The organism is Sphingopyxis macrogoltabida (assembly GCF_001314325.1).
Taxonomy (GTDB): domain Bacteria; phylum Pseudomonadota; class Alphaproteobacteria; order Sphingomonadales; family Sphingomonadaceae; genus Sphingopyxis; species Sphingopyxis macrogoltabida.
Map to the genome: position 1 here is coordinate 2,885,124 of NZ_CP009429.1, position 16,021 is coordinate 2,901,144.

27 protein-coding genes and 1 tRNA gene are annotated in these 16,021 nt (G+C 63.0%); 10 read left to right on the forward strand and 18 right to left on the reverse strand.

Annotated elements, in window-relative coordinates; translation table 11 throughout:
* Positions 1-19: 19 nt before the first annotated feature.
* The 18 genes from LH19_RS14110 to LH19_RS14195 all read right to left on the reverse strand — a co-directional run bounded on the left by LH19_RS14110 (position 20) and on the right by LH19_RS14195 (position 10,859).
* A complete protein-coding gene (locus tag LH19_RS14110) occupies positions 20-1,246 on the reverse strand; it encodes a tyrosine-type recombinase/integrase (protein ID WP_054729085.1) in 1,227 nt (408 codons plus the stop codon).
* 299 nt (positions 1,247-1,545) lie between these two features.
* Positions 1,546-1,761, reverse strand: a complete 216-nt coding sequence (locus LH19_RS14115) for a helix-turn-helix transcriptional regulator (RefSeq protein WP_054729088.1) — start codon at positions 1,759-1,761, stop codon at positions 1,546-1,548.
* The gene (locus LH19_RS14120; protein ID WP_054729091.1) at positions 1,758-1,985 is read right to left on the reverse strand and encodes a hypothetical protein; all 228 of its coding nucleotides are present in this window, start codon (positions 1,983-1,985) and stop codon (positions 1,758-1,760) included. Before LH19_RS14120 ends, LH19_RS14115 begins: the two co-directional genes overlap by 4 nt.
* Positions 1,982-2,314: a hypothetical protein gene (locus LH19_RS14125; protein WP_054729094.1), complete on the reverse strand. Its 333-nt coding sequence runs from the start codon at positions 2,312-2,314 to the stop codon at positions 1,982-1,984. The genes LH19_RS14120 and LH19_RS14125 overlap by 4 nt, the downstream gene beginning before the upstream one ends.
* A complete protein-coding gene (locus tag LH19_RS14130; protein ID WP_054729096.1) occupies positions 2,311-2,499 on the reverse strand; it encodes a hypothetical protein in 189 nt (62 codons plus the stop codon). The genes LH19_RS14125 and LH19_RS14130 overlap by 4 nt, the downstream gene beginning before the upstream one ends.
* A complete protein-coding gene (locus tag LH19_RS14135) occupies positions 2,496-2,678 on the reverse strand; it encodes a TraR/DksA C4-type zinc finger protein (RefSeq protein WP_054733579.1) in 183 nt (60 codons plus the stop codon). Before LH19_RS14135 ends, LH19_RS14130 begins: the two co-directional genes overlap by 4 nt.
* A 262-nt stretch (positions 2,679-2,940) precedes the next feature.
* Positions 2,941-3,438 carry a hypothetical protein gene (locus tag LH19_RS14145; RefSeq protein ID WP_054729104.1) on the reverse strand — a complete coding sequence of 166 codons (498 nt, stop codon included), beginning with the start codon at positions 3,436-3,438 and terminating at the stop codon, positions 2,941-2,943.
* The gene (locus tag LH19_RS28700) at positions 3,435-3,611 is read right to left on the reverse strand and encodes a hypothetical protein (protein WP_156344041.1); all 177 of its coding nucleotides are present in this window, start codon (positions 3,609-3,611) and stop codon (positions 3,435-3,437) included. The genes LH19_RS14145 and LH19_RS28700 overlap by 4 nt, the downstream gene beginning before the upstream one ends.
* Positions 3,608-3,931 carry a hypothetical protein gene (locus LH19_RS14150; RefSeq protein ID WP_054729107.1) on the reverse strand — a complete coding sequence of 108 codons (324 nt, stop codon included), beginning with the start codon at positions 3,929-3,931 and terminating at the stop codon, positions 3,608-3,610. Before LH19_RS14150 ends, LH19_RS28700 begins: the two co-directional genes overlap by 4 nt.
* On the reverse strand, positions 3,928-4,113 hold the full coding sequence (locus tag LH19_RS14155) for a hypothetical protein (RefSeq protein WP_054729110.1): 186 nt from the start codon (positions 4,111-4,113) through the stop codon (positions 3,928-3,930). Before LH19_RS14155 ends, LH19_RS14150 begins: the two co-directional genes overlap by 4 nt.
* Entirely contained in the window at positions 4,110-5,246 is a 1,137-nt protein-coding gene (locus LH19_RS14160; RefSeq protein WP_054729115.1) for a DUF6551 family protein, read from the reverse strand. The genes LH19_RS14155 and LH19_RS14160 overlap by 4 nt, the downstream gene beginning before the upstream one ends.
* Positions 5,243-5,464, reverse strand: coding sequence for a hypothetical protein (locus tag LH19_RS14165; protein WP_054729118.1), 222 nt, complete (start codon positions 5,462-5,464; stop codon positions 5,243-5,245). The genes LH19_RS14160 and LH19_RS14165 overlap by 4 nt, the downstream gene beginning before the upstream one ends.
* Complete coding sequence (locus LH19_RS14170) at positions 5,461-6,324, reverse strand: hypothetical protein (RefSeq protein WP_054729121.1); 864 nt, start codon at positions 6,322-6,324, stop codon at positions 5,461-5,463. The genes LH19_RS14165 and LH19_RS14170 overlap by 4 nt, the downstream gene beginning before the upstream one ends.
* A 112-nt stretch (positions 6,325-6,436) precedes the next feature.
* Complete coding sequence (locus LH19_RS14175) at positions 6,437-7,132, reverse strand: hypothetical protein (RefSeq protein WP_054729124.1); 696 nt, start codon at positions 7,130-7,132, stop codon at positions 6,437-6,439.
* Positions 7,129-8,388 carry an ATP-binding protein gene (locus tag LH19_RS14180; protein WP_054729127.1) on the reverse strand — a complete coding sequence of 420 codons (1,260 nt, stop codon included), beginning with the start codon at positions 8,386-8,388 and terminating at the stop codon, positions 7,129-7,131. Before LH19_RS14180 ends, LH19_RS14175 begins: the two co-directional genes overlap by 4 nt.
* A complete protein-coding gene (locus tag LH19_RS14185) occupies positions 8,385-9,515 on the reverse strand; it encodes a DUF6551 family protein (protein WP_054729130.1) in 1,131 nt (376 codons plus the stop codon). Before LH19_RS14185 ends, LH19_RS14180 begins: the two co-directional genes overlap by 4 nt.
* The gene (locus LH19_RS14190) at positions 9,512-9,862 is read right to left on the reverse strand and encodes a hypothetical protein (RefSeq protein ID WP_145923461.1); all 351 of its coding nucleotides are present in this window, start codon (positions 9,860-9,862) and stop codon (positions 9,512-9,514) included. Before LH19_RS14190 ends, LH19_RS14185 begins: the two co-directional genes overlap by 4 nt.
* Positions 9,863-10,052: 190 nt before the next feature.
* Positions 10,053-10,859: a S24 family peptidase gene (locus LH19_RS14195; RefSeq protein ID WP_082395719.1), complete on the reverse strand. Its 807-nt coding sequence runs from the start codon at positions 10,857-10,859 to the stop codon at positions 10,053-10,055.
* On the opposite strand from LH19_RS14195, the gene LH19_RS28705 reads away from it, so the two are divergent.
* From LH19_RS28705 to LH19_RS14240, 10 genes are all read left to right on the forward strand, one after another.
* Complete coding sequence (locus LH19_RS28705) at positions 10,853-11,065, forward strand: hypothetical protein (RefSeq protein WP_054729138.1); 213 nt, start codon at positions 10,853-10,855, stop codon at positions 11,063-11,065. The two genes, LH19_RS14195 and LH19_RS28705, sit on opposite strands and share 7 nt — an antisense overlap.
* On the forward strand, positions 11,062-12,048 hold the full coding sequence (locus LH19_RS14205) for a CHC2 zinc finger domain-containing protein (RefSeq protein ID WP_201258355.1): 987 nt from the start codon (positions 11,062-11,064) through the stop codon (positions 12,046-12,048). The genes LH19_RS28705 and LH19_RS14205 overlap by 4 nt, the downstream gene beginning before the upstream one ends.
* Positions 12,045-13,478: a replicative DNA helicase gene (locus tag LH19_RS14210; RefSeq protein WP_054729143.1), complete on the forward strand. Its 1,434-nt coding sequence runs from the start codon at positions 12,045-12,047 to the stop codon at positions 13,476-13,478. Before LH19_RS14205 ends, LH19_RS14210 begins: the two co-directional genes overlap by 4 nt.
* Positions 13,471-14,241, forward strand: a complete 771-nt coding sequence (locus LH19_RS14215) for a DUF1376 domain-containing protein (protein WP_054729146.1) — start codon at positions 13,471-13,473, stop codon at positions 14,239-14,241. The genes LH19_RS14210 and LH19_RS14215 overlap by 8 nt, the downstream gene beginning before the upstream one ends.
* Positions 14,238-14,420: a hypothetical protein gene (locus LH19_RS14220; protein ID WP_054729150.1), complete on the forward strand. Its 183-nt coding sequence runs from the start codon at positions 14,238-14,240 to the stop codon at positions 14,418-14,420. The genes LH19_RS14215 and LH19_RS14220 overlap by 4 nt, the downstream gene beginning before the upstream one ends.
* Positions 14,413-15,066: a transcription termination/antitermination protein NusG gene (gene nusG, locus LH19_RS28065; protein ID WP_145923462.1), complete on the forward strand. Its 654-nt coding sequence runs from the start codon at positions 14,413-14,415 to the stop codon at positions 15,064-15,066. Before LH19_RS14220 ends, nusG begins: the two co-directional genes overlap by 8 nt.
* Positions 15,057-15,133: transfer RNA gene (locus tag LH19_RS14230), tRNA-Met, on the forward strand. Before nusG ends, LH19_RS14230 begins: the two co-directional genes overlap by 10 nt.
* An 88-nt stretch (positions 15,134-15,221) precedes the next feature.
* Complete coding sequence (locus tag LH19_RS28710; protein ID WP_156344042.1) at positions 15,222-15,392, forward strand: hypothetical protein; 171 nt, start codon at positions 15,222-15,224, stop codon at positions 15,390-15,392.
* Positions 15,385-15,687 carry an HNH endonuclease gene (locus tag LH19_RS14235; protein WP_054729156.1) on the forward strand — a complete coding sequence of 101 codons (303 nt, stop codon included), beginning with the start codon at positions 15,385-15,387 and terminating at the stop codon, positions 15,685-15,687. Before LH19_RS28710 ends, LH19_RS14235 begins: the two co-directional genes overlap by 8 nt.
* Complete coding sequence (locus LH19_RS14240; protein WP_054729159.1) at positions 15,672-15,908, forward strand: hypothetical protein; 237 nt, start codon at positions 15,672-15,674, stop codon at positions 15,906-15,908. Before LH19_RS14235 ends, LH19_RS14240 begins: the two co-directional genes overlap by 16 nt.
* Positions 15,909-16,021 lie beyond the last annotated feature (113 nt).

Genomic DNA, 16,021 nt, shown 5'->3' on the forward strand with positions numbered 1-16,021 from the left:
GATAGGGAAAACGGCTCGTCTACTCCGCGTCTCCGCCTCCTGTCTGTTCCCCGTCGTCCTCAACAACTTTGCGGCCGAGGCAATAACTGCCCCACGCACCCATGAGCCTGACACGCTCGCCAGGCTTTTCCGCGGTCCCGAGGTAGGTCGTCCGACGGTAAGCGGCCTGCACTGCATCCGGCGTCTTGTGCGCAAGCGCCGCTTCCACAACGGCATCGGGGAAACCCTCGTTCGCCGCCCAATCGGTGAATGTCGACCGGAAGCCGTGGACATGAAAAGGCTCAGCCATGTCACGAAGGACTTTGAGCAGCGTCATATCGGACATATTCTTCCCACTCGCACCGGGGAAAATCACGTCTGTGTCCGGGAGCCTGAAAGCATGCGCTTTTGCAATCACTTCCAGCGCGGCATCGGACAGCGGCACGATATGCGACTTGCCACGCTTCATATGATCGGCGGGCACAGTCCATAGCCGCGCTTCGATGTCGAGTTCGTCCCAAGTCGCCAGACGCACCTCCTGGCTGCGCGCACCGGTCAGGATGAGTAGTTCCAAGGCAAGCCTGCTGTAGGATGGCTTGCGCTTCAGTGCAGTGATGAAACCGGGCAAAGCCGCATATGGCATAGCCTTGCGATTTTCGGTCTTCTTGAGTTGCCGCGGCAAGCCACGCCCCGCTTTCAGGCTGCTATTACCTGAGGGAGCCTCGCGTGAACGCCAGCCCTTTGCATGCGCATAATCCAGCACGGTGCAGATCCGGTTGCGCACCTGACGGGCGGTCTCGGGTATCTCCTGCCAGATCGGCGTGAGCACGTTTATGATGTCAGCCGCGACAATCGCACCGGTCTGCTCGTCGCCCAGTTTCGGGAAGGCATAATTCTCGAGGCTGGAAAGCCATTGGCGGGCGTAGATCTCGCTCTTCCATCCCGCCTCGTTCTCGGCGTGATATTGCCTCGCCGCCTCGCGAAACGTCACCTTGGCAGACTCCTCGTCCTTCCGCTCAGCCAATATGTCGCGCCGGTCGACCTTGACCGCCTTGCGAAGCTCGCCGGCCTTCTCGCGGACCTGCGCCAAAGTGAACAACTTCGCACTGCCCAGCCCGATGTCCTGACGCTTGCCGTCGCGCTGCAGGCGAAGGGTCCAAGACGCCCCTCCCCGCTTGTCGACCTTCAAAAACAAGCCGTCACCATCCTGGTACGTGCCCGGATTCGCGAGAGCGGCCTTGACTGCAACCGCCGTGAGTTTGCCCATGGGAATCTTCCCCCACACTTTCTCCCCACATTCTGGGGAACACGAGTGTGGGGGAAAGACAATCTTCCCCCACACTTCCCCCACACCACGCTCCGGCTGCAGGCAAATTGCCCCGGACGCATGCGGACGATGCGTGGATGATACGCTAGGTTTTCTGGGATTTCTAGGGGGTTCGGCGGACACCCTCGGATGGGAGGGTGGTGGACAGGGCTTCCGTCGAATTAGAGCCCATAAATGGCGCTTTTATGCGGGTTCTGGCCGGGGGTGATTTTACGATACCCCCACGCCTACCCCCATTTTTATTTTTGCTCCATTTCGGGAATCGAACTGTGGTTCGATTCGGGAAGCGAATTGAGGTAGTCGAGTATCTCCTGTTCGCGCCAGCAGACAACCCCTCCGCCGAGGTCTTGCGACTTCGGGAAGGTGCCCGCCTTCATGCGTGCATAGATGGTCGACGCGCTGAGCGGCACAAGCTTCATGACCTCCTTGAGGCGGATGCGGCGCTGCGATGTCATAGGCCTTCTTTCATCAGGCGATCCATGGTGGCGAAATTGCGCGGGTAGCCGATCGCGAACAACACGAGATCCACGGCAAGTTCCCGCTGCTGCTCAGTGTGCGCCTTCGGATCGTTGAACTTGATCGCGCGCTCGCCTGAGGCGTTGCGCACGATCTCGAAAGCAACGCCGGCCTCGGCCATTATGTGCAGCACGCGTCGCGCCATCTTCTCGCCGCGCTTCACTGGGCCTGCTCCTTCGGGATAACCGCGAACCCGAGCTCCCGCAAAGCTTCGACCAAAAAGCCCGCCATCGGGGCGAACGGCTCGCACGGCTCAACACTGCCGTCGGCATAGTCGTATGTCGCGAGCGCTTGGCTAACCGCTTTGATGTCGGTTGGTATCGGCCCGTCGATGTTCAGCCCCTCAACTGCCGCATTGCCGACGATCAGGAAGCCGTTTGCGGCGAGGGCGGAGAGGATGTCGCCTGTGATCGCATTTGCGCTGCCGGGACCGCCAGTCCTGCTGATCGCGACGTAGACCGCCCCGGATATAATGTCTGCGGCTTTCGTCATAACTGGTTCTCCGCTGTAGCCTCGACCGCTGCGATCGCCGCGCGCCCGACGGTGCGCGCGACCAGATCGGCGCGCCTCTCAACGAGAGGCTTGAGGGGTCCGGTGCCGACCTCTTCAACGAGGTCGCGCAGAACGGCATAGCCGACCGCGAGCATCCGAAATTCTTCGATCCTGCACTCGCTCATCGCGGCGACCTCCCGTCTCGGCAATATCCGCACCAGCCGTTCACGAGCCTGGGCATGTCCTCGCCGCACTTCTCGCACTCGCCGGGCACGCCGGCCGGGACCGGCGCGCGCGCGGCGCGCAAACTGTGTGCAAGGTGCTGGTCGGCAAGCTCGGTTGCCATGTCGATGTCATCAGCCATCAGCATGGCCCCTGAAAGCCATCGGGCTCGAACTCGCCGCACCAGTCATATCCTTGCGTGTATGGATAGCTGGTCGCATTGATCAGACCCGCTGTCTCGGCGCAGCCTTCATAGCGACGGGTAAAGGCGTACATTGCCCCGTCGAACGTGGGCGCTGACCGGCGGCATTGCCCGATGGGCTCCTCGTCTTCGCTCCGCCTGCTGTTGGCGTCCTTGAGCGCGTTCCAGAATCGACACGGCGCCGCGCAGCATTCCGAGCCCTTCATTCCGACTTCTCCGGCCAGCAGACGACCCGCGCGATTTCTTCGCTGATGATGAACTCGGCGCCGGGGTTCTGCTTCGCGAGGCGCGCCGCCTCCTGATGCGCCTTGAAGAAATTCGGGTGCTGCCGCCGCGGCCGCGCCGGGTCGGCCTTGTGCAGGATCATCGGCCCCCGCGATCGAGCAGCGGCGTCTTCGTCTGCCCGTGTCGTGTCGATAAGCGTCGTCTTGACCTCGGGAGGCTGGCCATAGTTGCCCGATCCGTAGACTTCGAAGGGCGGCGGGATGGTGGCGCTCATGTCGTTCTCCTGCTGAGCGGTGGGAGTTTGCTGCGCTGTGCAGCGAACCTCGGCGGCCGGGGCCGTCGTCGGGCTGTCGTTTCCGCAGACCGGGCAGAATGCGGCGATCATCCGACGCGCGGCTTCCTTGGCCTCCATCGGCAGTTTGACGACTGACCAGACGTGGCCGCACTCGGGGCACTTGGCGTAGAAGTCGCTCACGATGGAATGTCCCAGCCGACGATGACCTCGGCCTCGATGCCTGTGCATTGTTCACCGTCGCGGTCCGCGTGCGGCTTAGGAACCTCCACACCGCCGGGTATTTTATCGCGCCCGATCACGACCGTTTCGACAGCGCGCCAGCAATGGTCGCAGAGTTTGAGTTCACGCGTCACGACCGCTGCCCCTTTATCCGAGCCGGAAAAACCGGAGCCCACACAATTGCAGCGCGACCGCTCGCGTTCGGCCGGCGCTGGCCGCTGTCGCGGACCTTGCCGAGCCGGGACAATTCGGTGAGCCGCGGCCGGATCGAAAGGATCGACAGCCCCAGCTTGCCCGCGACTTCATCGGCGGTGAGGCCGTTCGAGCGCTCGACGACCGCCAGCGCGCGGGCGCGAAGCTGCGGCGTTTCCGGCGCGATCTTCGTAGCTGCCGCGCGCGAGGTGTCCCGATCCTGCGCGCCGGGCGCATGGGGATAGGTGAAGAGGTCCGTCACCGCTTCGGGTCCAATTCGATGTTCGCGATGGTTCCGTCAGCGGCGTATGTGACCTCCGCGCTCATGTCGGGTCGGCTGGACAGATCGATGCCGAAGATGATGAGGCGAGGCGGCACGACGCCCTGATATTCGGCGTCGCTGTGATCGCAGCCGTGGGGCTGTCCGCAGGCCCGGCAAGTCATGCCGCCACCTGCGCGTCGCTGTAGGCTGCGAGCAAGAAGTCGCGGATATGCTTGTTGCGGTCCGTTCCGCCCTTGCATTCAGCGATCAGGCTGGCCCAGCCGGGCATATCGAGGGTGCGGACGCCGGCGAGCAGGCGCGCGCGGTCGGGTTGCAACTCGGTGTCGACCAGTATGGCGCAGATGCCGGTGAAGACGGGGGAGCCGACAACCAGCCGCTCGCCCTTGAACGCCTCGGCCATGATTTCGAGCGCGGTCATTACGACGCGCTCGCCATGTCGGCGGCGCGCCTTCCCGATCGCGCTGGTGAACGCGACCTCGCCTGGCGCCCATGCGCCCGATCCGGTCTTGCGGCTGACCGTGAAGCCGACGGCCTCGATCAATCCCTTGATTGCCAGCGCATCCTCGTTGCCGCTGGCTTGCGCGGCGTGGAAGTCGTCGAGCCGGTTCACCGCGCGGCGCGCGCGGTTCATGGCGACGAACATCTTCGCTTCCTCGGCAACGCTTTCGAAGACGAAGACGCAGCAAGGCAGGAAAGGAATGTCAGTGCGCAGGTTCGACGCGGCAAGCCGGTGCTGCCCGTCGATGACGTAGAAATAGCCGTCGTCGCGCTTCGAAACGACCAGCGGCAAGCACATGCGCCAGTCCCAATCGTTCGCGATCCTGTTGATCAGCGCGCGGCTCGGCCCGGTGTCGATAGACCGCTGATAGCTATCGTCGATCCGCAACTCGCCGGGGTTCCGCATCTCGATTGAAGGCGGATTGCCCTTCGGCGCTGCGAACTTGCGTCCGACCGGCTTGGGCTTCGGCGGGTTCACACGCTTCATCACGAAAGGCTTCTTCGGCGCCGCAGCAGCGGGAGCGGTCTTCGGGTCCGGCTTTTCGGCCTCTTCCATCTCGGTGATGAACCGGCGCGCATCGTCGGCGTCGGGCCGGGTGTACGCGATACCGTTCCGCTCAAAGACGATCGCGCCCTTATGGACACGCGCCCGCAGATCCTCATCCTTGCCGACCTTGGTGCGGATCAGGAACGAGCCGTTCTCGTCCGGCCGCCCGACGGCATGTTTCAAAAGCCAGTCGGGCCACGCGGTCTTGGGCTGGCCCTTGTTGATGAATGAGGGGATTGTTCCGGTCATGCTGCCGACTCCGGGCCGGTGTCGGCAGCAAGCAGCGCCTCAAACTCCTTCTGAAGGCGCCAGACCTCTATCGCCAACTTGCAGCGGTCGGCGCTGCCAGCCATCGTGTCGGCTTCCTCCACGGCAAAATCGTACATCGCGTGGAGCCGGATGCGGGCGGCGTCGAATGCGGCCCATGCCGCCTCGACCGGAGATTGTTCGTACGCCAGGCGCATCATAGGGCCTCCTCAAAAATATGGTCGAATGCTTGGAGTGCGGCCGGATCGATCAGCGTGTCGCCAAGGGTCGTTTCGCTGTCGTCGGACAGGCGCTCGTTCAGGCTCATCGTTTTGCTGAACCGTGATGCGCCGCAGTCACTAATCGTGCGGTTCATGATTGCGCCGCCAAGCGCCTCCAGTTCATTTTCTGGAATGACGCCTTCCAGCACCGCGACGTAAAGATCCGAGATGATATCGGATCGGATGTCATCGGCGAACGCTCTGGGCACTAGCGCGTCAATGCGACCGAACAGCGCATCCTTGACGGATGACGACCTGACCACCTGTTGGCGGAGCTTCCCGGCTCGTGACCTTGTCCGAACATGCGGACACTCCGCCAACCACCGTTCCAAGACCGCGCTCGACGTCGAGTAATGAGACAGCAGTTGCCGCTTAAACATCGTCGGCGCGACAGCGACAAAATCTTCCGGCGCGCTCCGGCGATTCTTCGGAATTTCTCGCGCAGAAAGCCCAGTGTCCGCGAGCCAGCGCGCCACGACATCAAGCGATGTGTTAAAGTGCTTTCGGAGGTCCGAGCGCGTCATCCCTTGGCGAACCGTTAGAGCGAAATTTTCCGGCAGGGCGCGTCGTTCGCGACCTGACTTTGCGGTTGCCGGCAATTCTTGCTTCCCCTTGAGTTCGGCAATGAGCGGGGCAAGCCGATTACGGACAACATTCTTGCTCAGACCAACTTCGCGCCCGATGGCGCGAACGCTCGCGCCCTTAAGAAACATCGAGCGAATGGTAGCCATCGTGCCGGGGCCAACCTTGATAGGTTTACGCCCGACCGCTGCGGCGGTTGTGTCATTGACGCTCTTCATTTCAGCACCTGCGCGGCAAGATCTGCGATCGCGAGGCCAAGCGCGGCGAGCGCCATGGCCGTGAACAGGATCGCGGCCTCCCAGAGACGGCCGGACGGGTTGCGGGGCGCGCTCATGCGGCAAGGAGCCATGCAGGCTCGCCTTCTTCGGATTGCCCGGGGTCAGTGCACCGGCCGGACGCAATGGCGTCGTCCCGCTTGGCCCTTTGCTCGGGGGATAGCCATGTCATGTGGCGATAGACGGCCGTTTTCGACATGCCGGTCTTGGCGCAGATGCTCGCCACCTTCTCGCCAGCAACGAGCATCGCCGGAACTTCCCGATCGCGATTATTCGATTGGAGCCTGTGAAGCTTGCTGAGGTGCCGCGCCCGCTTCGGCGAGATGCGCTCCATCTCCATCGCCTTGCGCTGTTCGCGCTGCTCGGGCGTCAGGTAGCCTAGATATTTGCGGGCGGTCTTCGGCGCCATGCCGAACATCTTTTCAATTTCGGAGTACGCCAAGCCCGTCATGATCGCTTCGACCATGACCCGACGCTTCTCGATCTCTTCGGGCGAGGCCGTGCGAGTATCGGCGCGAGCCTGCAACGCCTTGGTCCGGGTGCGAACGCAGCCCCACTTATGAAAGCGCTCCTTGCCGCAGACGCAGGGCGGCAACGTGCCTTGCAGCTTCATGATCGCCACGAAGGGCGCCATGGCTGAGCGCGTCTGTTGGTGGCCGACACCTGTCATCGCGGACAGGTCGCGGTAGCTGTCGACGGTCGGCAGCAGCTCGACCATCATCGCCAGAAGCTCCGGGGCAACCTCGGTCATTTCGCCCTCCCGTGAAGCGGAACGACGTTGTCGTCTTCGTCCTCGGCATCGTCGGCGAGCAGGAGGGCTTGCATGTCCTCGGGGCGCATCGCCGGGAGCGGTGTGATGCCCTTCTCCGCCCCGGCCTTGCCCTGCGTCATGCAGGGGCCGACGGTGACCATCATCGGCCGGCGGGAGATCGCGGGACCGAGGGCGAGGAAGTGGCCCCGGACGAGATTGCGGACGCGCTCGCCGTCCTGCCGGGCGAGCCCGAGCAGATCGACGGCACGGTTGATGTCGATGTCGAGGAAGGTCCGGCCAAGCAGGAAATTGCTCGCCTCGGCGGCGACATTCTTGTGAAGCTTCGACAGGCGCTGCGTTGCGATGATGCCCGCGAGGCCGCGCTTGCGGCCCCGGCACATAAGGTTTTGCATCGCCTGCAGGCTGGCCTTGCGGGTGTCGCGATCTTCGCCATTGTCGCCGGTCGGCGCGAACAGGTGAGCCTCGTCGACCGCAACGATTGCCGGGTGCCAGTCTTCGGCCGGGGCGTCGAACAAGCCGCCGAGGAACGCGGCCACGGCATCCATCTGCCCGTCGATATCGAGCCCGTCGAGGTTGAGCACGACGGACCCCCGCGCGCGGCGGGTCCTGCCCGCGATCGACGCGAGGCGCCCGGTGTTGAAGTCGGCCGCATTGATGACCGTATGGCCGAACGCCTCACCGAAGCTGATGAAATCGCCTTCGGGGTCAATGATGACCTGCTGAACGATGCCCGCGCATTCTTCGAGCAGGCGGCGCAACAGGTGCGTCTTGCCGCTGCCGCTGTTGCCCTGAATGAGCAGGCGCGTCGTCAGCAATTCCTCAAGGTCGACGAAAGCCTTGCCGTCGATGCGGTCGCCGATCTCAAGGGCATTCTCGCCGGCCGGTTGAACCGGCGCGGCAAACGCCTCCTGAGCTTGTGCGGGAGTGATCAGCCGCGGCTCCGTCACCGAGGGGGATGAGGAAGGCGGCGAGAGCCGCGGCTGATCCGGCGCGGGGGCGTTGCGCCGTGGGGGTTCGATATAGCGCGCCTCGGCAATCCGCTCGGCGGCGCGCGCGGCGGCGGCGGCCGGGACGTGCTCGCCCAGCCCCTCCTCCTTGCGCCACCAAGCGATATTGTTGACGGAGGTCGAGCAGGCGTCCGCAATCTCGCGGTCGGTCTGCCCGGCCTCGTACAGGGCGCGCGCCAGCGACTTTTGAACTTCGCCGAAGTGGGAGCCGGTGCGGTGGAACATCATTCCGACTCCGCCTCGGCATAGGCTTCTTCCATCGCCTTGAGCATGGAGTCGATGCGGTCCTGACCGCTGTCGACGCCTTCGGTCGCCTCCTTCCAGCCGGGAATGCCGACTTCGGAGAGAACGCTGACCATCAGGTCGGCGTCGATCGGCCGGCCGTCCTTCTCCCTGCTCTGAATGAAGATGCAGAGCCCGGTGAAAATTGCGCCGCCGCCGGTCAGCACCAGCCCGTCAAAGGCTTGCGCGATCATGGTCAGGGCGCGCGTCGAGATTTCCCGGCCCTGCGAAATGAGCGCCTTCTTGATGGCCGCGACGAAAATCACCTCGCCCGGTTGCCAATACTGCCACGCCTGATTGCGGCCGACGATCAGGCCCGCGTCGGTGACGACATTGTGGATCTCGACCGCCTTGGCGTCGCCAGCGACGACAGCGGCGTGGAAGTCGTCGAGCGTGGACATCGCGCGGCGGCTGCGGTTGGCCTGAACGAACAGTTCGGCCTCTTGCTTCGGGTCGTCGAAATCGAACACCACGACGGGCAGATCGCGAATGTCGCCGCGCAGCTTGGCGCCTTCAAGGCGGTGCTGGCCGTCGATGACATAGAGCGAGCCTTCACGGCGCGAGACGATCAGGGGAAGGCACAGACGCCAGTCCCAATTCTCGGCGATCTTGATGATCAGCTTCTTCGACGCCCCGCCCTCGATCGAGCGCTGATAGGTGTCGTCCACGTTCAACTGGTCGAGCTGAGCGAATTGCGGCGCGGGCGGCGAGCCGATCATCGGCTTGAGCCGAAGCTGCTTATCACCGGCCCGGCGAGCCTCGCGGCTCTGGCGCTGGATGGCCGGGACCGGCGCGCGGGCCGCCTCGGTCTTCTGCGCCAGTTCGGCGACCGCCTCGTTGTCGGCGCCGACAGTCGCGGCGAGCTTCGCCTGAACCTCTTTCGGCAGGCAGGCATAGACCTGCCCGTCATAATCGAAGACAGCGAAACCACGTTCGACCCGCGTTTCGCCATCGCCGCCCGCGATGATGAAGCTACCGTTATCGGCGATTTCGGGCGATGCCATGGCCGCGACAACCCACTCGGGAAGTTCCTTGCCGACGGCATTGATCCAGATGCGCGAGGGGGCGGTCACGGCTGGCCCCCGTTCTGTTCACGGAGCGCAAAAAGGGCGGTGCGAAGCTGGCCGCTTGCGCCTTCCAGTCGATCCTCTACGAGCCCGGCGAAGACAGTAGCCTTCTCGATCAGATCGCAAAGATAGACCGAGGCATTACCGCCGGCCGGACGAACTTCACGGAGCGCGTCGTGCGTAAATCGGGCGATGGCATCCAGCAGCGCCTCGACAACCTGAAGATCGCCCAGCGAATTATCGATGAGGTTGGAAATTTGGACCTCTGCGGCCCGCGCGCGCGCCGCTTCTGCGGCGTCTTCCATGTTGGTAGTGCTGCGGACAATCCGCGGCGGACTTACATCGGCGGCCATGAGCCAACCTCCTGCTAGTGTGGAGCAGGTGGGATCGGCGGAGGCTGGCCCCGTCTGGTGGCCGAGCGCGTCTTTCCGTGCCTGCATCACCGTCTTCGGCCCGGAGGCGATCAGGTGATGCAGCACTTATAGGGTGTGTTTTACAACACCGTCAACCCCGTTAGGTGTTTTTTAACACTCTCTCCCGAAATCAGACCTTTCGGCCGATCCACACGACGCGGCCGGCAATGAAAACGTCGTCGGCATCGACTTCCTCCGGCGGGATGGTGGTATTGTCGGACATTATACGGACGCGATTGGGGCCGACGGTGCGCAGCCGCTTAATCATCGCCGCGCCGTGGACGCTGAGAGCCCAGATTCGATCCTGCATATTGAGGCGGCGCTGCGAGGTGTCGACGATGACCTGATCGCCGTTGATCATCGTCGGAAACATTGAGTCTCCGTCCCCTTGCGCGACGAACAGCATTTCGGGCGACGCGTGCGTCAAGCTGCGCAAAAACCCGGGGTCGAACAGCACCGGCAGCTCGTCCGGATAATCCTCGATATTGCGCCCGGCACCCATCGCATAGCTGATATCGACTTGGCGAAGCGCAATCGCACCGTCGCCTGCGTGCGCGGAGATAATCGGCGGATGATCCGACTGCACCGCCTGCCGCGCGCTCACTCGGCCGAAGGCGTCGGGCAACAGATCGCCAATCGACAGGCCAAGCACCTTCGCCAACTTCTCCACAGTGCCGAGCCGTACATCGCCCGTCTTTCCCTGAAGAATGTCGCGCACGACGGTTTCACCTAGCCCGGCGGTTCTCGCGAGCGCCTTCGGATTCGCGTTGCGCATCTTCATCGCCTGTTCCAGGCGGACGCGCAAAACCTCGATTGCTGTTTCGTTGCTCATGTCTTCGTGTGCCAAAAAACCGGCCTCCCCGCCATACGGTGATAAAAAACACCTTCTGCGCTTGAAGGTGTTACGAAAAACACCTATGAGCAGGGTTAATGACATCCCCTATCCTTGATGAAATCGAGCGCTTTCTTGCGCTGACCGGCATGAAGCCGACGCCATTCAGCCTCCGGGTGACCGGGGGCAAGGACCGCCACCTCGTGCGCGCCGCGCGAAACGGTCGCCAGTTGCGACCTGCGATGCAGGAAAAGGCGCGAAGGTTCATGACGGATTATGCGATGAACGTCGCGCGGGACAGCCGGGCATGATGTCGAAGCGGGGACGGCTGCCTGAAGCCGAGTTCAACCGGCGGATCGACGAAGCCCTCGGTCGTGTGAATCTGTCAGATGTCGTCCGGCCATATACAGCTCTGAGGCCGCGCGGCCGGGAATTGGTCGGGCTCTGTCCATTCCACGACGAACGGTCGCCTAGTTTCGAGGTCAACGACGCGAAGGGCACCTATCATTGCTTCGGGTGCGGTGAGGCCGGGAACGCACTGATCTTCCTGATGAAGAAAGCGGGGCTGACCTTCGGCGCTGCATTCGAAGCGCTCAGCGGCGACAAGTTCCCGACCGTTTCCGAGGAAGAGCGCGCGCGCCGAAAGGAAGAGGACGCAGCGCAGCGCGCGGCCGCGATCGCAGACGCGAGAATGTTCTGGAACCGGACGCGCCCTTATCGAAACAGCGTTGGCGAAACCTATGTGCGGGCTCGCGGCATCACCGCCGAGCTTCCCGCTTCGATCCGCTTCGGTCATGTTCCGCTCGGCCGGGACGATGACGGGAACTGGCGCGAGCCTATGCCAGCGCTGGTCGGCGCAATCACGATGGGGTCAGACCTTGTTGCGATCCAGCGCATATTCCTGCGCGACGACGGTAGCGACAAGCGATGGCCAAAGCCGCGCCGGTCGAAGTTCAGTCTCGGCCGGGTAAAGGGCGGCGCCTTGCGCCTCGATCACGGCCTGACCGGCTCCGAGATTGTCATCACCGAAGGCCCGGAGGACGGCATGACGCTGATGCAGGAAATGCCCGGCCGCCGTGTCTGGGTGGCGCTCGGCACGGACATGATGCCCGCCATCGAGTTTCCGCCCGATGTGGATAGCATCCTGATCGCTGGCCAGAATGACAAGGCCGGCCGTGGCGCTGTCGAACGGGCTGGCGAGGCCCTTCTGGCGAGGGGCTATTCCGTCCGCGAGACCTATCCGGCCCCTGAGTTCAAGGATTGGAACGACCAGCTTCGGGGGATTCGGACATGACTGCGGTGGCCGATCAATTCGAGCGGGCGGAAAGCATCAATCCGTTGGCCAACCCGGAAGCCGAGGTCCGGTTTCTGAGTGACCTGATCGCCGATAACCGGCTGATCGACCCCGCTGCCGACAGGTTGCGACCGGTCGATTTTTCGGTGCCTATGCACGGCGCCGTCTTCGGGGTCATGTTACAGCAGGCGGCGGCCCGGACGAATGTCGATGCCGTGACAATCGCTCCGTTCGTGACGGAGTTCGAGGACTGGCCGAAACTGAGCCGAACCCTCTCCGCGGCTGATCTTAATGCCGGTTCGACAAAGCAAACGAAGGCCTACCTAGAGCAGATCGTCGAACTGTCTCAGCGCCGCCGGATGGTGCTCGGTCTCAATGAGGTGATCCGGTCTGCAAAGTCGCCGGATATTAGCCCTGACGAGCTTGTCGTCCAAGCGGATGAAGCTGTTGCGGAAATGGCCGATCAAACGGCCGGTGATGAACAGGCCTCGGCGGGCGAATATGCCCAGCGCGTCATTGACAGCTTCGGCAAGCCGATCGTCGGGGTTCGTTCCGGCATCAACTCCATAGACAAGGTCGTAGGCATTCTTCGTCCGTCGTGGATCATCGTCGCCGGCGGGCGCCCTGGCATGGGCAAGACCGCGATGGTTTCGAGCTATGCAATCGGCGCTGCCCTGCTTGGCCACTCAACACTCTTTTTCAGCTTGGAAATGTCGGCCGACCAGATCACGCGGCGGATGCTGTCCGATCTTTGCCACAGCCGGGATTTTAGCGTTCCCTATGAGCAGATTCGCGACGGGACCGTGAAAGGCCGAAACCTAGAAGCGGTCATTGCAGCAAAAAATCGGCTCGACCAGCTACCAATCGAGATTTGCGACCGCGGCGGCCTGACGCTGGCGATGCTCGGGCGCCGGGTTCGCCGTCACAAGCGCCGCCTCTCTGCGCAGGGCAAGCGTCTCGAGCTTGTCATCATCGACTATCTGCAACTCATGCAGCCGAGCAGATCGAGCATGTCGCCGTACGAGTCTGCGACCGAGATCAGTAAAGGGCTCAAGGCACTGGCCAAGGCGGAGAATTTAACCGTCTTCGCTTTGGCACAGCTCAATCGTGACGTCGAAAAGCGGCCCGACAAGCGCCCTGCCCAAGGCGACCTGCGCGACAGCGGACAGATCGAGCAGGATGCCGACGTGCTGCTGTTTCTCTACCGCGAGGAATATTACCTCAACCGGAAAAAGCCCGCCGACGAGTTCGGCCCGAAATTTGAGGACTGGCGCAACGACATGGAGGCGGTGCGCGGTAAGATCGAGTTCCTCGTTCCGAAGCATCGCCACGGCCCCGATGGGCAGGCGCTGGGCTTCTTCTTTGGCGAAACCGTCTGCATTCGCGGATCCGATTTCTATTCGGCGGGGGAGGAGCAGGATTATGGCTGAGTTCCCTGCCCTGCCCCTGTTCACCGACGCCTATCTCGGCGACACGACTCATCTGACGACGTTCGAGCACGGCGCGTACTTACTCCTGCTCATCGTTTCGTGGCGCACGCCGGGCTGCCGCCTGCCCGACGACGATGTTTTACTCGCGCGATACGCTCGAACACCCCTCGGCAAATGGCGCAAGCTGCGCCCGATCCTGTCGCCGTTTTTCAAGATCAGCGAGGGGCACTGGCATCAGCCTCGGCTTCAAGATGAATTTCAGCTTTTGCAAAGCCGGAAAACCCAACAGAGCGAAGCTGGTAAGGCCAGCGCCAAGGCTAAAGCATTGAAAAGGCAGCATCGCGGCTCAACGCCCGTTGCCTCACCGTTGCAACGAGACGGCAACGAGACTCCAACCCCCACACCCACACCCACATCCGTATCTAAAGATACGGGCGCTGGCGCGCCGTCTGACGATCCTTTGAAGACCCTGTTCGACGCAGGGATTGAGCTGTTGACCGGCACCGGGACGCCCGAAAAGCAGGCGCGTTCGCAAATCGGCAAATGGCGAAAGATGATCGGGGAGGCGGAAACTCTCGCTGCCATCGTTGCCGCTCGAGATGCCAATCTCAGTCAGCCCAAAGAATGGATCGAAGCACGGGTGAACAAGATCATGGGGGGCCGGGCTGGCGACGAGGACGAAGAGCGCGCGATCAGTCGTGCGACGGCCGAGCGGTATCGGCGCATGGGGTTGGCAGGCAGCGGACCGAAAGGGGAAAGATGATGAAGGATCACACGCCTTGGCTCGCTCTATGGCCGCTCGCGACCTTGATGGTTGCCGCTCAAGACAAATCGAGCGCTGACGCTGATGCCGTCATCATGGCGTCGGCCATTGTCGCGGGATGCATAATCCTCGCCGTCTGGGGACTTTGCAGTCTGATCAAAGGGGCTTTCAATGACTGAACTATCGTGGTGCATTCTGCGAACCGGCGGCTCGCGGACCCTACCGCTGTGCCGATCGCTCAACGCGGCCGGGCTGGATGCGTGGACGCCAACTGGCGTTGCCGATCGTCGACGCGGCCGGTCGCGGGCGCGGGTCGAAGCTCCCGCCCCGATCCTCCCGACGTTTGTGTTCGCTGCCGCCTCCAATATCGAAACGCTGCTGGCGCTATCGTCGTCGCCCATCAATCCTCACCCTTCGTTTTCGGTCTTTCATCATGAGGGCCGGGTTGCGATCGTTGCCGAAGCCGAGCTTGCCCAGCTCCGTACCGAAGAGGGCCGGATTGCGCTGGTGCGGAAGCGCCGCGAGCGTCACGTCTTCGCCAAGGGCGCGAAGGTTGCGGTGCCCGACGGCCCCTTTGCCGGACTGACTGGCGTCGTCGAGGACGGCGGGAACGGCAAGTTCACGCTGGTCATGTTTGGCGAGATGCCCATTCAAATCGCGTCTTTTCTTTTGCGCGCCGAAGATATACAGGAAGGGCCTGCCCCAATGGGCCTCGCCGCACAGGTAGCGGCATTGTCGGGAAGCGTGGCTGAGCCACCCCCGGCGCCAAACGCAGGAAGCCCCGCTTCCGGCGCTGTGCAACGCAATTCCACAATGTCAGGGTAGAGCAGTCCGGTAGCTCGTCACGCTCATAACGTGAAGGTCGCGGGTTCAAATCCCGCCCCTGCCTCCAGTTGATCGAGGGTGCGGAGTGCGGTGGGGCCTACCGCTTGATGCCGTAGCAGGCGCTCCCCCTCGGTCATCCCGTTCGGGAGCAGCCCATGCCCCAGCCCGAAATCGCAACGAAGCTGCAGGACATCGCGCGCGGCGTTCATGATGTCGCATTCGACTTCATGGAGCCCGCCCGCGATCGGCGCGACGCCGAGGACCGCATTGCCCGGGTTGAGGATTTGGCGGCACGGTTGAGGGCAACGGTTCGCGGTCGTGGGTAGGCCGGCCGGTGGCTATCGATCCGCAGCCAGCAAGTGGTACGGATCGAAGCGATGGAAGGTCCGCCGCCGAGCCCAGCTTACCGCGCACCCGCTGTGCAAGATGTGCCAGGCCGAAGGTCGAACCACCGCCGCGACGATCGCCGATCACGTCATCCCGCACCGCGGCGACGAAGGCCTGTTCTGGAATGGCAAACTCCAGTCGCTCTGCAAGCCGCACCATGACAGCGACAAGGCCCTGATCGAAGCCGGTAAGGCGCCGATCACATACGGAGAAGATGGATGGCCGATCGGTTAAAGGTCATGATGAAGCAGAAGTATGACGGCGAGTTGACGCCGCTCCTCTGCACCCCTGATGGCACACCTCTGCCGGGCCAAGTGCGCGTCGATATCCGCACCGAGACGGATGAGCCTCCAAGCCTCACGGTCGAGTTCACCAATTTTGAGTTCGCGCTTCCGGATCCTCCCGCGCCGGGAACCGCGATCCTCCCCGATGGCCTGCCGCGCTACGATGCCTGAGATGATTTTCTTCGGCGGCACCTGTCTTTTTGTCGGGTTCGTCGTTGGCGCGATCTTCGAGCGGGATGCTTGGGAAACCGCGTCACGCGTTCGGGGTCAGGCATTGCCTCCGC

What these genes read in the sequence shown, in the direction of transcription:
- LH19_RS14110 (WP_054729085.1), bottom strand. Translation starts at nt 1,246, where the DNA reads ATGGGCAAACTCACGGCGGTTGCAGTCAAGGCCGCTCTCGCGAATCCG.
- LH19_RS14115 (WP_054729088.1), bottom strand. Translation starts at nt 1,761, where the DNA reads ATGACATCGCAGCGCCGCATCCGCCTCAAGGAGGTCATGAAGCTTGTG.
- LH19_RS14125 (WP_054729094.1), bottom strand. Translation starts at nt 2,314, where the DNA reads ATGACGAAAGCCGCAGACATTATATCCGGGGCGGTCTACGTCGCGATC.
- LH19_RS14130 (WP_054729096.1), bottom strand. Translation starts at nt 2,499, where the DNA reads ATGAGCGAGTGCAGGATCGAAGAATTTCGGATGCTCGCGGTCGGCTAT.
- LH19_RS14135 (WP_054733579.1), bottom strand. Translation starts at nt 2,678, where the DNA reads ATGGCTGATGACATCGACATGGCAACCGAGCTTGCCGACCAGCACCTT.
- LH19_RS14155 (WP_054729110.1), bottom strand. Translation starts at nt 4,113, where the DNA reads ATGACTTGCCGGGCCTGCGGACAGCCCCACGGCTGCGATCACAGCGAC.
- LH19_RS14160 (WP_054729115.1), bottom strand. Translation starts at nt 5,246, where the DNA reads ATGACCGGAACAATCCCCTCATTCATCAACAAGGGCCAGCCCAAGACC.
- LH19_RS14165 (WP_054729118.1), bottom strand. Translation starts at nt 5,464, where the DNA reads ATGATGCGCCTGGCGTACGAACAATCTCCGGTCGAGGCGGCATGGGCC.
- LH19_RS14170 (WP_054729121.1), bottom strand. Translation starts at nt 6,324, where the DNA reads ATGAAGAGCGTCAATGACACAACCGCCGCAGCGGTCGGGCGTAAACCT.
- LH19_RS14175 (WP_054729124.1), bottom strand. Translation starts at nt 7,132, where the DNA reads ATGACCGAGGTTGCCCCGGAGCTTCTGGCGATGATGGTCGAGCTGCTG.
- LH19_RS14180 (WP_054729127.1), bottom strand. Translation starts at nt 8,388, where the DNA reads ATGATGTTCCACCGCACCGGCTCCCACTTCGGCGAAGTTCAAAAGTCG.
- LH19_RS14190 (WP_145923461.1), bottom strand. Translation starts at nt 9,862, where the DNA reads ATGGCCGCCGATGTAAGTCCGCCGCGGATTGTCCGCAGCACTACCAAC.
- LH19_RS28705 (WP_054729138.1), top strand. Translation starts at nt 10,853, where the DNA reads ATGACATCCCCTATCCTTGATGAAATCGAGCGCTTTCTTGCGCTGACC.
- LH19_RS14195 (WP_082395719.1), bottom strand. Translation starts at nt 10,859, where the DNA reads ATGTCATTAACCCTGCTCATAGGTGTTTTTCGTAACACCTTCAAGCGC.
- LH19_RS14205 (WP_201258355.1), top strand. Translation starts at nt 11,062, where the DNA reads ATGATGTCGAAGCGGGGACGGCTGCCTGAAGCCGAGTTCAACCGGCGG.
- LH19_RS14210 (WP_054729143.1), top strand. Translation starts at nt 12,045, where the DNA reads ATGACTGCGGTGGCCGATCAATTCGAGCGGGCGGAAAGCATCAATCCG.
- LH19_RS14215 (WP_054729146.1), top strand. Translation starts at nt 13,471, where the DNA reads ATGGCTGAGTTCCCTGCCCTGCCCCTGTTCACCGACGCCTATCTCGGC.
- LH19_RS14220 (WP_054729150.1), top strand. Translation starts at nt 14,238, where the DNA reads ATGATGAAGGATCACACGCCTTGGCTCGCTCTATGGCCGCTCGCGACC.
- nusG (WP_145923462.1), top strand. Translation starts at nt 14,413, where the DNA reads ATGACTGAACTATCGTGGTGCATTCTGCGAACCGGCGGCTCGCGGACC.
- LH19_RS28710 (WP_156344042.1), top strand. Translation starts at nt 15,222, where the DNA reads ATGCCCCAGCCCGAAATCGCAACGAAGCTGCAGGACATCGCGCGCGGC.
- LH19_RS14240 (WP_054729159.1), top strand. Translation starts at nt 15,672, where the DNA reads ATGGCCGATCGGTTAAAGGTCATGATGAAGCAGAAGTATGACGGCGAG.